Raw genomic sequence first — 15,806 nt, 5'->3', positions numbered from 1 at the left:
CATGGCCTCGACAGCGATGACATCGGCCGGCATTTCGAGCGAGGCGCCTCGCACCGATTTCGGCCGCGTCCTCGAACAGCGTGAGCGCCGGTTTGCAGCAGCCCTGCTCGCGCCGGCGTTTCTCGCGCTGCTCGCCACGACGACGTTTCCGCTGCTCTTCCTGGTCTATACCAGCGCCTTCCGCATGGACCTCGCGATGCCGTTCACCAACGGCTTCGTCGGGCTCGAGAACTACCGGGTGCTGCTCTCCGACGAACGCTTCTGGTCCTCGCTGCTGGTGAGCCTCGTCTATACCGGCTCGACCGTCGCGCTGCAGGTCATCATCGGCCTTGCGCTCGCCTTGCTGGTCATGGACATGAAGCGCGGCCAGGGCTGGTTCAGGGTCATCGCCATCCTGCCCGTGGTGCTGTCACCGGCCGTGGTCGGCATGATCTGGCGCACCTTCATGCTGGCACCGGAATTCGGCATCGTGGACTTCCTCGCCATCAACGCCGGCCTCGGCAGCAAGAATTGGCTTGGCGATCCCACGCTCGCGATGGTCTCGGTGATCGCGATCCATACATGGCAGTGGACACCGTTCGCGTTCATGGTGCTGCTGGCCTCGCTCGCCTCCCTGCCCGAGGATATCTACGAGGCCGCGCGGCTCGACCGCGCCTCGGCCTGGCAGCGCTTCCGGCGCATCACCCTGCCCCTGCTGCGGCCGGCGATCGTGATGGTCGTCATCATGCGGACCATGGTGGCGTTGACCGCGTTCGCGGCGATCTTCACCGTCACTGCCGGCGGCCCCGGCACCGCGACCGAGATCCTCAATCTGTATGCCTACCGGAAATCCTTTACCGAATTGTCGATCGGCTACGGTTCCGCGCTCGCGGTCGCGCTGCTGATCGTGACCATCGTCATCTCAGGCATCCTGTTTGCGATGCGGAGGGCGAAATGACCGCAAGGCGCTTCCGCATCATCGCGCTGCTCGGGATCTCCACGGTCTTCCTGCTGGCCTGGGCCTTCCCGATCGTCTGGAGCGTGCTGAACTCGCTCAAGACCGATACCGACGTGCTGGCCTACCCGCCCAAGCTGGTATTCTCACCGACGCTTGAAGCCTATCGCGACGTGCTGTTCGGCTCCGGATCGATCCTGCCGAACCTCCTCTCCAGCGTCATCATTTCCGTGGGCACCACCATCGTCACCATGCTGATGGCGGTGCCGGCGGCCTACGCGCTGGCGCGCTTGCGCTTTCGCGGCAAGAAGTTCGCGGGCTTCTACGTGCTGGCAACGCAGATGCTGCCGCCGGTCGGCATCATCATCCCCTACTTCCTGGTGCTGCGGAACATCGGCTGGATCGACACCTACCAAGGCATCATCCTGATCTATCTGTCGTTCTCCCTGCCCTTCGCGATCTGGCTGCTCGTCTCCTATTTCGAGGACATTCCCTTCGAGATGGAGGAAGCGGCCTATCTCGACGGAGCGAGCCGGCTGAAGACGCTGTGGCGGATCATCATTCCGCAGGTCCGCGGCGGCATCGCCGTGACCGTCGTGTTCGTGTTCCTCAATGCCTGGAACGAGTTCCTGTTCGCCGTCGTGCTCAGCGGCAACACGGTGCGCCCGGTCACGGTCGCCATGTTCAATTTCGTCTCCGTCGAGCAGACGCTGTGGGCCAAGCTCGCCGCGGTCTCGGTCCTCGCCATGCTTCCTGTCGTCGTCCTCGGCGTGGTCGCGCAGAAGCATATCGTGAAGGGCCTGACGGTCGGTGCAGTCAAGGGCGGAGGGCGCCGATGAGCGGCCAGGGTCAGGTCAGTTTTCGCAACATCGTCAAGATGCACGGCGAGTTCGCCGCACTTAAAGGCGTTACTTTTGACATCAAGCCTGGCGAATTCTTCGCCCTGCTCGGCCCTTCCGGCTCGGGCAAGAGCACAACGCTGCGCATTCTCGCCGGCTTGGATGCGCCGACCGACGGCCGCGTGCTGATCGACGACAAGGACGTCACCTCGACGGACGCGCGGGACCGGGACATCGCCATGGTGTTCCAGAGCTACGCGCTCTACCCGCACATGACGGTGGCCGAGAACATCGCCTTCCCGCTGGAGATGGCCAAGCTGCCGAAGGCCGAGATCGCGCCCGCCGTGAAGGACGCCGCCCGAAAGGTGAAGATCGATCATCTGCTCGATCGCAAGCCGGGCCAGCTCTCGGGCGGCCAGCAGCAGCGCTGCGCGCTCGCCCGCGCCATCGTGCGCAGGGCACGTCTGTTCCTGCTCGACGAGCCGCTCTCGAACCTCGACGCAAAGCTGCGACTGGAAACGCGCGCCGAGCTGAAGAAGCTGCAGCGCTCGCTCGGTGTCACCGCCGTTTACGTCACCCACGACCAGGAAGAGGCCATGACGCTCGCGGATCGCATGGCGGTGTTCATGTCGGGCGAGATCCAGCAGGTCGGCACGCCCGCGGAGGTGTTCGGGCGCCCGAACTCGATCGACATTGCCGGCTTCATCGGCAATCCCCCAATGAACCTCGTTCCCGCCCGCTACGTGGACGGCGACGTCATCATCGCCGGTCATCGTCTGAAGACCACGACCACGACGGCCGGCGAGCGCGACGTGGTGGCCGGCCTTCGACCCGGCGCCCTGCGCATGACGGAGAACGGGCTCGGTGCGCGCGTGGATCTGATCGAGGATCTCGGCGATACCGCCGTGCTCGATCTCGACTGCGCCGGCACCATGATCCGCATGCGCGTCGCCGACGGCAACATTCCCGGCGAGGGCGACATGATCTCCATCACGGCCCGTCCGCAAGACATTCACCTGTTCGACCCAGCGACCCGCATGCGACTCTGACACCATGGCTGTTCAAACGCGCAAGAAGAAACCCACACCGCTCGGCAGTGATGTCGTCGCGGAAGGCTCGACGCCCCTGCACATCCAGATCCGCGAATCCATTCGCAGCCAGGTTCGCGACGGCAAGCTGATCGACGAGACCGGCCGCCTGATGACCGAAGCCGAGCTCGGCCGTCATTTCGGCGTCAGCCGCATCACCATCCGCAACGCCATCGCGCCCCTGGTGAACGAAGGCATGTTCGACCGCTCGCGCGGCCGCGGCACCTTCCTGCGCTCGAACCAGCCCGAGAACTGGGTCGGCCACCTCATGGGCTTTTCGGAAACCATCCGCGACGCCGGCTATCAGCCCGGCGCCAGGATTCTGCATCAGGGCATGACCAATCGGCACGACGCCGCCGTTCGGGAGCAATTGCGTGAACGGGCCGTCTGGCAGCTCCGTCGTCTCCGGCTGGCGGACGACACCCCGATCGCCATCGAGCACGCGTTCTACCCACCCGATATCGGTCTCGAGCTCGAGAAGCGCGACCTGATCTCCATCATCATGTATCGCGTGTTCGAGGACGAGCTTGGCCTCGCCATCAAGGACGCGCAGCAGACCATCAGTGCCGACCTCGCCGACGCCAGCAGCGCGAAGCTGCTCGGGGTGAAGGTGGGCTCTCCGCTGCTCGCCATCGAGCGCGTCACCTTCGGCAAGGACGGAAGAGCGCTGGAGCTGCTGCGCGCGGTCTATCTGCCGAAATATTTCCGCCTCAGCATCAGCCTGACGCGCCGCCACTGACAACGCCACACGTCAATAACGAGGACGCAAACATGCCGAATGGCGCAAAGACTCCCGATGGCCCCAACATCCTGCTCATCCTCAACGACGACATGGGCTTTTCGGACATCGGCTGCTACGGCGGCGAGATCCAGACGCCGAACCTCGACCGCCTCGCGGCCAACGGTCTGCGCTATTCGCAATTCTACAACACCGCCCGCTGCAGCCCCTCGCGCGCCTCGCTGCTCACCGGCCTGCATCCGCACCAGACCGGCATCGGCATCCTCACCTACAGCAACGGTCCGGAGGGCTATGCCGGCAATCTGAACAAGAGCTGCGTCACCATTGCCGAAGCGTTGAAGAGCAAGAACTACACCAGCTATCTCAGCGGCAAATGGCACATCGCCAGCAGCCTGACAGAGCCGACCGACGCCTGGCCGATGCAACGCGGTTTCGATCACTTCTACGGCACCATCATCGGAGCCGGCAGCTTCTATCACCCGAACACGCTCACCCGCGGCAACGACAATATCGAGCACGAGGCCGAGAAGGACCCGTCGTTCTTCTACACCGACGCGATCAGCGACCAGGCGGCCGCCTTCATCCGCCAGCACAAGGCGGAAAAGCCCAATGCGCCGTTCTTCCAGTATGTCGCCTACACGGCGCCGCACTGGCCGCTTCATGCCCATGACGAGGATATCGCCAAGTACAAGGGCCGCTTCGATGCGGGTTGGGACAGGCTGCGCGAGGAGCGCCTCAAGCGGCTCGTCGACGACGGCATCATCCATCCGAACTGGCGCCTGACCGATCGCGATCCGACCCAGCCGCCGTGGACCGAGGCGGAGCAGCGCCAATGGACGCTGCGCTGCATGGAGGTCTATGCCGCGCAGATCGACCGCATGGACCAGGGCATCGGCCGCATCCTGAAGGCGCTGGAAGAGACCGGCCAGATGGACAATACGCTGATCATCTTCCTGTCCGACAATGGCGCCTGCGCCGAGGACATTCCGGAAGGCGTCACGTCAAGGGAGCTGGTCGATCAGCTCATGATTGCCAAGGCGACGACCCGCGACGGCAGGCCGGTACGCTTCGGCAACGATCCGACCCTGATGCCCGGCGCCGAGGACACCTATCAGAGCTACGGCACGGCCTGGGCCAATCTCTCCAACACGCCGTTCCGTCTCTACAAGCACTGGATCCACGAGGGCGGCATCGCGACGCCGTTCATCGTGCACTGGCCGCGCGGCATCTCCGAGAGGGGTGGCCTGCGGCACAATCCGAGCCAGCTCACCGACGTGATGGCGACCATTCTCGACGTCACCGGCGCCACCTATCCGAAGGAATATAACGGCAACGTCATCCTGCCCTGCGAGGGCGAGAGCCTCGTGCCTTCCTTCGCGGCGGCTTATGGCGGCCGCGGCCCGCTGTTCTGGGAGCACGAGGGCAACGCAGCCGTTCGCGTCGGCAAGTGGAAGCTTGTTCGGAAATATCCGGGACCGTGGGAACTCTACGACATGGAGACCGACCGCACGGAAATGCACGATCTTGCGGGCGACCATACGGATCGCGTCCGCGAGATGACGGCGCAATATCAGCAATGGGCCAATCGCTGCGGCGTGATCCCGCGCGAGAAGATTCTCGAGCTCATGAAGGCCGAAGGCGGCACGGCCTTCTGGGAGGAAGAGAAGCAGAAATAGCGCATGACGGAGGATCGTTCGCATTGCTGCACGCAGGGCGGCGCCGGCAAGGCGCCGGCGGTCGATGATGCGCAACCGGCGATCCTTCCCAGCCCAGTCGCGATACCGCGCCGCTGGAGCGTGCTGATCGGCGGGACCTTTCACATGGGGTCCGCCGGCGGCGGCTTTGTCGGAGACGGCGAAGGGCCCGTGCGACCGGTCACGCTGTCGCCCTTTGCGATTTCCTGCCACGCCGTGAGCAATCTGCAATTCGGCGACTTCGTCCGCGCCACGGGCTATACGACCGAAGCCGAACGCTTCGGCTGGAGCTTTGTCTTCGATGGACTGTTGCGGGAGGAAACGCGAGCGGCGCAGACGACCCGTGTCCGGGAAACACCGTGGTGGATCCCGGTGCCGCATGCCTATTGGGCGCAGCCGGAGGGACCGTCGAGCAGCGTCCTCGACCGGCTCGATCACCCCGTGGTCCATGTCTCCTGGAATGATACGCAGGCCTATTGTGCATGGTCGGGCACGCGCCTTCCGACCGAAGCGGAATGGGAGATGGCCGCGCGCGGCGGATTGGACCGGGCGACCTACCCCTGGGGCGATGAGCTGCAGCCCAATGGCGAGCATCGCTGCAACATCTGGCAGGGCCATTTTCCCGATCGCAACACCATGGACGATGGCTATTTCGGCACGGCGCCCGTTCACGCATTCGCGCCGAACGGCTACGGCCTGCACAATGTCGCCGGAAATGTCTGGGAATGGTGCTCGGACTATTTTTCGCCGAGCTATCACCGCCTCACGTCCTCACGGGATCCAATGAACCGCGAACCTGCCCCGAACAGATCGATGCGCGGCGGATCTTTCCTCTGCCACGAGTCCTACTGCAACCGCTACCGCGTCGCTGCGCGAAACTCCAACGCACCCGACTCGTCATCGAGCAACATCGGCTTCCGCGTCGTGCGCACCGAGCCGTGGCGGGATCCGGCTTAGGATGGCGCCGGCACCAGATGCCGCGAAGCCGGCTCCTGCACCCGGTATACGTCTGCTGCCGCTCTCCCTGCGCAACTTCGTGCGCAATCGCGAGACCGGCCTCGTGCTGGTCGCCATTGTCGTCGGGCTGCTCAGCGGGGTCCTCGTGGCCGCGATCTCGAGTCTCAGCCAGATTTCGCACGCACTGCTGTTCGATATTCCTTTCGACGCGCATCTCAGCGCCACCGGCGTGATTTCCTGGCAACGCACACTGCTGATCCCGAGCATCGGCGGCCTGATCCTCGCGCTGATCGGAGTGTACTTCGCCCGGAGGGTGAAGGGACAGCAGCTCGCCGACGCCATCGAGGCCAATGCGCTCTATGGCGGCCGGGTGTCGTTCCGCGGAAGCTTGCTGATCTCGATCCAGACCCTGCTGTCCAACGGGTTCGGCGGATCGGTCGGGCTGGAAGCCGGCTACACCCAGATCTGCTCGATGTTCGGCTCGCATGTCGGCCAGCGACTCGCCGCCCGGCGCAACGACATGCGGTTGCTGGTAGCCTGCGGTGCAGCCGGTGCAATCAGCGCCGCGTTCTCGGCCCCGCTCGCCGGCGCCTTCTATGCCTTCGAGGTCGTGCTCGGCGCCTACACCTCCGCCGCTCTGGTACCCGTCATTGCAAGCGCCGTCACCGCGTGGCTGGTCGCGCGCCGGTTGACGCACCAGTCCTTCCTGATGGTACCGGGATTTCCATCGCCCATGTCCGTCGAGATGATCGGGCAGACCGTGCTGATCGGCGTCATCTGCGCCTTCGTCAGCATCCTCGTCATGCTGGCGGTCGCGTTCTCCGAACGTTGCTTTCAGCGCATCACGCTGTTCAGGGGATTCATGCGCCCGATCCTCGGCGGTCTCCTCCTCGGCTGCCTCGCCTTGCTGACGCCGACCGTGCTGGGCGCCGGCCACGGCGCGATGCAGATCCTCCTGGTCAGCAACCCGACCTGGCTCCTGCTCGCCACGACCATCGTGTTCAAGATCCTCGCGTCAGCCATTTCGCTCGGCTCTGGCTTCCGCGGGGGTCTATTTTTCGCTTCCCTCCTGCTCGGCGCGCTGATCGGACAGCTCTACAGCATCGTGCTGACCGGACCTCTTCCCACGCTCGCCCTTCAGCCCGGCACCGCCGCAATCGCCGCCCTCGCCGCGCTGGGCACCGGCGTCCTGGGGGCCCCGTTCAGCATGGTCTGTCTCGCGCTCGAAATCACCGGCGACTTCTCCGTCACCGTGGGGGCCGTGGTCGCATCATCGGTCTGCGCCCTGATCGTCCGCGAGCTGTTCGGTTACAGCTTTGCGACATGGCGTTTCCACCTGCGCGGCGAGGTCATCCGCGGCCCCCAGGACATCGGCTGGGTCCGGCAGATGAGCGCGGCATCCCTGATGCGTACCGATTTCGAAACCGCGCCGACAACGATGCCGATCGGCGAGGCGCAAAAGCTGTTCTCGCCGGCGCAGGTCCGCCAAGTCGTGTTGCGCGATCCCAACGGCATCTATGCCGGCATCGTCGCGGCCGCGACGCTGCATTCGGTCGCCAATCAGGACGACGAGCCGCTCGGAGCGCTGGCGCAGCAGCAGGACGAATGCCTGCTCCCGACCACATCGGTCCGCGAGATCCTGAAGGCCTTTGAACGCAGCGAAGCCGACGTGCTCGCGGTCGTCGACCGCGCCGACCACCGCGCCACGATCGGCACGCTGAGCGAATCCCATGTGCTGCGTACCTACGGGGAAGAGCTCGAGCGCCGGAACCAGGAACTGTTTTCTCGTTGATGCCGCTAGGGCCGCAGGTCCATGTCGATCCGCACGAAGTCGCCGCGATAGGTGACTTCGCCGAGATAGATCACGGTGCGGTCTCGGGTCGTGAAGACACGGCGGACTTCGGCAACCGGAGAGTTCAGCGGCACGCGCAGCAGCCGCGCCGCTTCGATATCCGCAGTGCCAATCGTCAGCGTTTGACGGGCGCTGGCGATTGCGGGATCCCTGAGATCGTTGAGAATAGGGATCACGGTCTCGTTGCGAAAGCGTTTTGGCGAACGACGAAAAATCTTCTCGTCGAGATAGATCGAGATGACGCAGTAGGGTTGTCCCTGGCGCGAGTGAAGGCGGCGCATGAAGACGTATGTCTCGGCCGGCTTGCCGTCGTCCGGAAACAACGGCGCATCGCTGCGGCTTTCCGAGACGTTGATGATCTCGGGCGAGGTGTCGCGGTACATGTCCGCGAGATCCGACAGCGTGGTCTCGACCTTGAGCCAGCGGTCCTGTCGCACCGTGCCGGTGACGAAGGTGCCGCGGCCCTGCTGCGCCTCGATGACACCGTCGCGGGCGAGCAGCTCGACGGCCTGCCTGATGGTGACCCGTGAGACGCCGAACTCGGCCGCGAGCTCCTCGTTGGCCGGCAGGCGAAAACCCTGGGTCCAGACGCCGCGCGCGATCCGCTGGCGGAAGATGTCGGCGATCTGCGCGTATTTGGGGACGTGACTGTCGGAACTCAATTCCATCTCGTCCTCCTGAATTCAGGCCACGTGATCAAGCCATGACCAGCGCGGCACCGCGTTCGCCGATCATCAGGCTGGTCGCGTTGGTGTTGGCCGACGTGATCTGCGGCATCACCGAGGCGTCGATCACGCGCAATCGCTCGACCCCGCGCACGCGCAGCTGCGGATCGAGCACCGCCTGCGCGTCCCGGCCCATGCGGCAGGTCCCGACGCAGTGAAACACCGTGCCCCCCGTATTGCGCGCAAAATCCCACAGCCCGGCATTGTTCCTTGCGGCCTCGCCCGGCACCATCTCGACATCCCAGAGCGGACGAAACGCCTTCTGCCGATATATCTCGCGCAGAATCTTCAGGCCGGCAACGATGGTCTTGCGATCAATCTCCTCGGCGAAATAGTTCGGCGCAATCCGCGGCTGGTTGAACGGATCGACCGAGCGGATCGCAAGCTGTCCGCGCGATTGCCCGTGACATTGCCAGACCGAGGCCGTGAAGCCGGAATAGCCGTGCAGGGGTTCGCCGGGCTTGTCGACCGAGAGCGGCATCACGTTGAACTGCACGTCAGGACGACCGCCGACCGCATATTCGGTGCAGGCTGCGCCGCCAACCTGCCCCGCGCCGACCGTCAAAGGGCCGCTGCCTGCCAGCATCCATTGCAGGCCCATCCTGGCCAGCTCGACAGGATTGCGGACTTGATCGTTGAGTGAAATTCGCTCCTTCAGGCGGACGATCAATCGGGCCTGATAGTGGTCCTGAAGATTGGCGCCGACCTCCGGAGAATCGGCAACGACGGGAATATCGAGCTTGCGCAACAGGTCTGCCGGACCGACGCCGGAGAGCTGGAGCAGTTGTGGCGACTGCAGCGCCCCGCCGGACAGGATGATCTCGCGATCCGCCGATGCGCTGTGGACCTGTCCCTTGCTGATCCACTCGACGCCGGTCGCGACGCGGCCGTTGAAAACGACCTTGCTGACCTGCGCATGAATGATGATGGTGAGGTTGGGGCGATCGGAGATGGGACGCAGAAATGCCGACGCCGAGCTGGTTCGCCAGTGCCGTCCGATACCGAGCTGATAGGTGCCGACGCCGAGCGTCGTCGCGCCGTTGAAGTCGGGATTGCGCGGCAGCCCGAACTGCACGCCCGCTTCCACCCAGGCGCGCGACGCCCGATTGTCGTTGCGGAGGTCGGAGACCTCGAACTCGCCGAGACCACCGTGGAATTGGCTTTCGCCACCGCGGTAGCGCTCGTGGCGTCTGAAATAGGGCAGAACTTCGCGATAGCTCCAGCCGTCGGCGCCCAGGCGTTCCCAGTCGTCAAAATCCTCGTGCTGGCCGCGGATGAAGATCAGCCCGTTGATGGACGATGATCCGCCGAGCACGCGACCGCGCGGCCAGACTATGGCGCGGCCGCCGCTGCCTTCCGAGGGTTCGGTCTCGAACAAGCGCGAGAAGCGTTCGTCGTAGATTGTCCGGTAGTAGCCGACCGGCAGCTTCAGCCAGAAATTCCGGTCCGATCCCCCCGCCTCCAGCAGAAGCACGCGGCAGGCCGGATCGGCCGACAGGCGGTTTGCGACCACGCAGCCGGCCGAACCCGCCCCGACGATGATGTAATCATAGCTTTGCCTCGACATCAGAGCGTCCGGTATTGTTCGATTGAGGCAAGATCGGGGGATACGCCAAGGCCCGCCTCATCGCCGAGCTCGATCACGCCATCCTGCACGTTCAGCACGGGCTCGCAGAAGCGATCGCGCAGCGGATTTTCATTGCTATCGACCTCCAGCAGCCCGTCGCCGCCGACGCCGGCCAGAAGATGCGCCGATGCCAGAAGGCCGATACCGGCGCCGAGATAATGTGGACAGAACAGCTTGCCTGACGTCAGGATGTCGCGCGCAATGCCTGCGCAGGCCGACAGCCCGCCCCATTTGGCGATGTCGGGCTGGACAACGCCGAGAACCGGCTCTCTCAGCACCTCGGCGAAGCCGGCGTGGCTCGCAATGTTCTCGCCGGCAGCGAGCGGAAAGCTGATCTTCTCGTGCAGTTGCTGCCACTCCTGCCGCGGGCGGTCCGCACGGATCGGCTCCTCGAGCCAGGCAAGGCCGAACGGCTCCAGCTGCGGCGCAAGCTCGAGCGCCTGTGCGATGGTCCAGCCCTGGTTGACGTCGGCTGCGAGCACGCCATCGCCGACGAGGCGCCGCAGCGCAGCGAGATTGGCGCGATCATGCGCCGGATCAAAGCCGATCTTCAGCTTCAAGGCTCGGTAGCCGCGGCCGAGAGCTGCTTCCGCGGCTCGCTCCGATCCCACCGGATTGATGCCGCTCGCATAGACCTTGATCCTGTTCCGAGATCCGCCGAGCAGCTTCCACAGCGCAACGTTCTGGCGCCGCGCGTGAAGATCCCAAACCGCGAGATCGATGCCGGCGATGGATTGCGCGAACGGCCCCGCTTCTCCGGACTGCAGCGCAAGCACCGAGGTCCCCACCGTCAGCCGTTCGAACACAGCCGAAGGTTCATTCGCCTTGAAGCCGGCAAGAGCCGGCGCGAGCACCTCGTTGATCAGCCGAACGCGATGCTCGGCGCCCGGCGCGGGGAAATTGCACCAGACTTCGCCCCACCCGACATTGCCGTCGGTGTCCTCGACACGGACAAAAACGGCCGGCCGGTCCGCCATCCGCCCGAACGAGGTGATGACCTGCGTTCTCAGCTGATAGCGATAGCCGAACGCCTGAACGCTCCGGATTGTGAAGAACGGCAATGTCATGCGCGGAAGGCCTGCGGCGCCAGCGAAGAGGCGCCCTCTTGTATGGTCATCCTATTTATAATATGACTTCGACAAACATCAACTGCAATCCGGGTGGAAGCGTCGAATGGACGGAACTGGCGTGAGACGCTTTGTTCTTGGATTGACACCGTGGATCGGTGCGATCCTGCTCTGGTATGCCGTGCGCTGGAGCGGCTTCGTCAACATCTCGCTGATCCCTGCCCCGCACCAGGTCGCCGCGAAATTCTTCGAGCTTCTCACCAAGGAAGGCCTGCTGATCGACATCTTCGCCTCGACCAGGCGTGTCTTTTTCGGCGTCTTGCTCGGCATCCTCGTCGCGGTGCCCGTCGGTTTCCTGCTCGGCTGGTATCGCCCGGCCCGCACCTTCGCCGACCCCATGATCAACTTCTTCCGTGCGCTGCCGCCGATCGCGCTGATCCCGCTGGTGATCGTGTATTTCGGCGTGGATGAGCTCGCAAAGCTCGTCATCCTGTTCTACGCCTCGTTCTTCTCCGGCGTGATCGTGATGTACGAGGGTGTCTCCCAGATCACGCCGCTCTATATCCGCGTGGCGCAGACCCTCGGCGCCAACCAGGCGGAAATTTTCCGCAAGATCATCATTCCCCTCACCGTACCGCATATTCTCACCGCGCTGCGCGTGGCATTGGGCGTCGCCTGGGCGACGCTGGTGGCTTCCGAGCTGATCGCGGCCCAGCGCGGGCTCGGCGCCATGATCCAGAACGCCTCGACCTACTTCCTGCTCGACGTCATTTATGTCGGCATCATCTGCATCGGCCTGATTGCGTTGATCATGGACATGATCCTGCGCAAGATCACGGCGCGGCTGCTGGTCTGGCAGGATCGGGCCATCGCATGACCAAGCGCGCACAATTCGACCGGGTTTCGCTTGCATTCGAGACCCCGAAGGGGCGGCTCAACGTCGTCGAAGACGTCAGCTACGACATCGACGATGGCGATTTCATCGCCGTAATCGGCCCCTCGGGCTGCGGCAAGACCACGATGATGAGCATGCTCGCCGGCTTCCAGAAGCCGACCACGGGCAACGTGCTGTTCGACGGACGGCCCGTGGCAGGCCCCGGTCCCGAGCGCGGCGTCATCTTCCAGGAATATGGCGTCTTCCCGTGGCTGACGGTGAAGCAGAACATCGCCTTCGGCCTGACGCTTCGGGCCAATCGGGTCGTGGCCAGTGAACGCGACGCGATCTGCGATCACTATCTCGGCCTGATGGGACTGTCGGACTTCGCGAACTCGTATCCGAAACATCTGTCCGGCGGCATGCGCCAGCGCCTCGCGATCGCGCGCGCCTATGCCGTCAAGCCGCAGTTCCTGCTGATGGACGAGCCGTTTGGCGCGCTCGACGCCCAGACCCGCTCCAACATGCAGAACCTGCTGCTGAAGGTGCTCCAGACCGAAGGCAAGACGGTGATGCTGATCACCCACTCGGTGGAGGAAGCGATCTACCTCGCCTCCCGTATCGTGGTGGTGACGGCACGGCCGGCGCGGATCAGGGAGATCATCGACGTGCCGTTCGCCTACCCGCGCGACGAGTCGATCCAGGAGCGGCCCGAATTCGGCGAGCTGCGCAGCTACATCAGGCAGCTCGTGATGGACGAGTATCGCGCCCAGCAGGCGCAGATGCGTCCGGTCTCATTCTCGGAATAACAAGCAAAACGGAGGACACATCATGGATCGGCGGCAATTTCTGACCACGACGGCAGGCCTTGCGCTCGGCACCTTCACTGCCGCAGCGCCCGCGATCGCGCAGGCCAAAACAAAAGTTCGCGTCGGTTATCTCCACACTGTCGCAGTCGACGGCCAGATCTGGACCGGCATGGACCGCGGCTCCTTCGAGAAGCAGGGGCTCGAGCTCGATCTGCGGCAGTTCAACACCGGCCTCGAGATATTCCAGGCGCTGATCGGCGGCAGCCTCGACGTGCTGGCCACCGGCGCCGTGCTCTCGAACTTCCCGGCCCGCGGCCAGGGCAAGGTTTTCCTGATCAACGACATCGAGGTCGCGACGGCGCAGCTCTGGGTTCGCGGCGATCAGGGCATCAAATCGTTCGCAGATCTGAAGGGAAAGCGCATCGCGACTGCGACCGGCACCACAGCGCATGTATTCCTGGATACCGCACTCCGGGCCAACAAGGTCGATCCCAAGGAGGTCGAGCTCGTGAACCAGACCATGCCGGCCGCCGTGACCGCCTTCATCTCCGGCGCAGTGCCGGCCGTTGCTCTCTGGGTCCCCTTCAACGTGACGGTTCGCGACAAGGTGCCGGGCGCGGTCAAGCTCGCCGACGCGTCGGCCTACTATCCGAAAGCCGCGATCATCGGAGGCTGGGCCGCGGCCAACGACTATTACGAGCCGAACAAGGAAACGCTGGCGAAGCTGATCCGTGGCTGGGCCGACGCCAACGACTACATCATTGCGAACAGCACCGAGGCGATGGAGAAGCTGCAGAAGGGTCACTACAGCCAGACGCCGATGGCCGATATCAACGAGTCGTTCAAGGCGCAGAAGATGTTCACGTCCAAGGACTGGAAGCGCATGTACTCCGACGGCACGGTCACCAATTGGCTGCAGCAATCGACCGATTTCTTCATGGCCAATGCCGGCATCAAGGACTTCACGCCGGCCAGTAAATATTTCGATCCGAGCCTCTATCTGAAAACGATCGCGTGAGGACAAAAGACCAAGCTTGCCTGCCAAACAACTTGCTCAGCCCGCTGCGACGGAGTCTTTTGCGCCGCGGGCGCCTGCTGCAGCGCGAAACCACTTGCGCCGCAGCATTCAAAAATGAGACTGCCAGTCAAGCCGAACGCGGCACCGATGCGTGCACCGCATTCGACTTCGGCTAGCTTCCCCCTGAAGCCGCGGCCTTCGAGCCACGGGCATCGCGCGGTTCGGCGCGGCAACAAAGCGACCACACAGGGGAGGAGCACATGTCGAAATGCAGCATGGGACTGCTCGCGTTGAGCAGCCTGTTTCTTTCGGGCGCAGCGATCGCCCAGGAAAAGATCAAGGTCGGTGTGACCGCGACGCTCGAAGGCACTTACACGGTGCTCGGCGAGGACGGCATGCGCGGCCACCAGACGGCGCTCAACGTACTCGGCAAGAAGGTCGGCGACAAGGAACTCGAATTCATCGTCGCCTCGACCGACGCAACGCCGGACTCGGCCGTGCGCGCGGTGCGCAAGCTGATCGAGCAGGATAAGGTCCAGATCCTGCTGTCGCCCCTCTCCGGCGACGAGGGTATCGCGGTCAAGAACTTTGCCAAGACCCATCCCGAGCTGACCTTCATCAACGCGGCCTCTGGCGCGCAGGAAACGACCTATGTCGACCCTGCCCCGAACTTTTTCCGCTACAACATGGACGGCGCGCAGTGGCAGGTCGGCCTCGGCAAATACGCCTATGAGGAAAAGAAATATCGCAAGATCGCAACCGTCGGCGAAGACTACTCCTTCATCTACACCCAGGTGTTCGGGCTGGTGCTCGAATTCTGCGGAATGGGCGGACAGGTCACCAATCGGCAATGGGTGCCGCTGGGAACGAAGGACTTCGCCTCCGTCATTGCCGCCCTGCCCGACGACGTCGACGCCATCTATCTTGGGCTCGGCGGCGCGGATGCCGTCAACTTCCTCAACCAGTATCAGCAGGCCGGCGGCAAGGCGCACCTGATGGGCGGTTCCATCATGATCGACCAGACCATCCTGTCGTCCAAGGGCAACGCCAAGAACGCCCTGGTCGGCACCATCGCGGCGAGCGGCCAGGCCGACACCTGGGAGGATCCGGGCTGGCAGAAATTCGTGAAGGCCTATCAGGATGCCTTCCCGCCCAACAAGCGCTTCCCCAGCCCCTCTCTGCTGGCCACCAACTACTATGATTCAACCATGGCGCTGATCCTTGCACTGCGTCAGGTCAACGGCGATCTCTCCAACAATCAGGCGACGTTCAAGGAAGCCCTGGCGAAGATCGAGATTGATGCGCCGAATGGGAAGATCAAGCTCGACTCCAACCGCCAGGCGATCGGAACCAACTTCGTCACCGAAGTCGTCGATGACGGCAAGGGCGCGCTGTTCAGCAAGGTCGTGAAGGTGATCCCCAACGTGAACCAGACGCTCGGCTATGATCCGGCGGTGTTCTCGAAGATCGGACTGCCGAGCCGTACCGTGCCGGAATGTAAGAAGTATTGACGCATCACATGAACGATACGGGACGGGGAGCGACTCGCTGACGCGGCCGCTCTCCGCTCTTGCAATCCCGGC

General features: G+C 64.0%; 14 protein-coding genes. 11 read left to right on the top strand and 3 right to left on the bottom strand.

Translation table 11 applies throughout. From position 1 onward, the window contains the following. The first annotated feature begins 1 nt into the window (after position 1). From XH87_RS32880 to XH87_RS32850, 7 genes are read left to right on the top strand one after another with little or no spacing between them, the layout of a single operon-like run. Positions 2-937 (top strand): carbohydrate ABC transporter permease, encoded by a 936-nt coding sequence (locus tag XH87_RS32880; RefSeq protein ID WP_158669337.1) that lies wholly within the window; start codon positions 2-4, stop codon positions 935-937. Next, a complete protein-coding gene (locus tag XH87_RS32875) occupies positions 934-1,773 on the top strand; it encodes a carbohydrate ABC transporter permease (RefSeq protein WP_271590439.1) in 840 nt (279 codons plus the stop codon). Before XH87_RS32880 ends, XH87_RS32875 begins: the two co-directional genes overlap by 4 nt. Beyond that, positions 1,770-2,822 (top strand): ABC transporter ATP-binding protein, encoded by a 1,053-nt coding sequence (locus XH87_RS32870; RefSeq protein WP_271590438.1) that lies wholly within the window; start codon positions 1,770-1,772, stop codon positions 2,820-2,822. The genes XH87_RS32875 and XH87_RS32870 overlap by 4 nt, the downstream gene beginning before the upstream one ends. A 4-nt stretch (positions 2,823-2,826) precedes the next feature. Beyond that, on the top strand, positions 2,827-3,600 hold the full coding sequence (locus XH87_RS32865; RefSeq protein WP_158669335.1) for a GntR family transcriptional regulator: 774 nt from the start codon (positions 2,827-2,829) through the stop codon (positions 3,598-3,600). A 32-nt stretch (positions 3,601-3,632) separates the two neighbouring features. Then, a complete protein-coding gene (locus XH87_RS32860; protein WP_271590437.1) occupies positions 3,633-5,276 on the top strand; it encodes an arylsulfatase in 1,644 nt (547 codons plus the stop codon). Between the two features lie 3 nt (positions 5,277-5,279). Beyond that, a complete protein-coding gene (locus tag XH87_RS32855) occupies positions 5,280-6,251 on the top strand; it encodes a formylglycine-generating enzyme family protein (protein ID WP_271590436.1) in 972 nt (323 codons plus the stop codon). Position 6,252: 1 nt separating this feature from the next. Further along, a complete protein-coding gene (locus tag XH87_RS32850; RefSeq protein ID WP_271590435.1) occupies positions 6,253-8,043 on the top strand; it encodes a chloride channel protein in 1,791 nt (596 codons plus the stop codon). Between the two features lie 5 nt (positions 8,044-8,048). Here the strand turns inward: XH87_RS32850 and XH87_RS32845 are convergent, their stop codons facing one another. The 3 genes from XH87_RS32845 to XH87_RS32835 are packed head-to-tail and all read right to left on the bottom strand — an operon-like array spanning position 8,049 to position 11,522. Continuing rightward, entirely contained in the window at positions 8,049-8,771 is a 723-nt protein-coding gene (locus tag XH87_RS32845; RefSeq protein WP_035699124.1) for a GntR family transcriptional regulator, read from the bottom strand. A 28-nt stretch (positions 8,772-8,799) separates the two neighbouring features. Continuing rightward, positions 8,800-10,395: a GMC family oxidoreductase gene (locus tag XH87_RS32840; protein WP_271590434.1), complete on the bottom strand. Its 1,596-nt coding sequence runs from the start codon at positions 10,393-10,395 to the stop codon at positions 8,800-8,802. Then, complete coding sequence (locus tag XH87_RS32835; RefSeq protein WP_271590433.1) at positions 10,395-11,522, bottom strand: mandelate racemase/muconate lactonizing enzyme family protein; 1,128 nt, start codon at positions 11,520-11,522, stop codon at positions 10,395-10,397. The genes XH87_RS32840 and XH87_RS32835 overlap by 1 nt, the downstream gene beginning before the upstream one ends. 121 nt (positions 11,523-11,643) lie before the next feature. Here XH87_RS32835 and XH87_RS32830 point away from each other — a divergent pair, with 121 nt between their 5' ends. From XH87_RS32830 to XH87_RS32815, 4 genes are all read left to right on the top strand, one after another. Further along, positions 11,644-12,399: an ABC transporter permease gene (locus XH87_RS32830; protein ID WP_433960399.1), complete on the top strand. Its 756-nt coding sequence runs from the start codon at positions 11,644-11,646 to the stop codon at positions 12,397-12,399. Then, positions 12,396-13,205, top strand: coding sequence for an ABC transporter ATP-binding protein (locus XH87_RS32825; protein WP_271590432.1), 810 nt, complete (start codon positions 12,396-12,398; stop codon positions 13,203-13,205). Before XH87_RS32830 ends, XH87_RS32825 begins: the two co-directional genes overlap by 4 nt. A gap of 22 nt (positions 13,206-13,227) precedes the next feature. Further along, positions 13,228-14,223 carry an ABC transporter substrate-binding protein gene (locus XH87_RS32820; RefSeq protein WP_271590431.1) on the top strand — a complete coding sequence of 332 codons (996 nt, stop codon included), beginning with the start codon at positions 13,228-13,230 and terminating at the stop codon, positions 14,221-14,223. Positions 14,224-14,483: 260 nt separating this feature from the next. Further along, positions 14,484-15,734: an ABC transporter substrate-binding protein gene (locus XH87_RS32815; protein ID WP_271590430.1), complete on the top strand. Its 1,251-nt coding sequence runs from the start codon at positions 14,484-14,486 to the stop codon at positions 15,732-15,734. Positions 15,735-15,806 lie beyond the last annotated feature (72 nt).

Source organism: Bradyrhizobium sp. CCBAU 53415, from assembly GCF_028128735.1.
Lineage (GTDB): Bacteria > Pseudomonadota > Alphaproteobacteria > Rhizobiales > Xanthobacteraceae > Bradyrhizobium.
The sequence above is the reverse complement of the archived record's forward strand: the minus strand, read 5'-3'. Positions and strand labels throughout refer to the sequence as shown.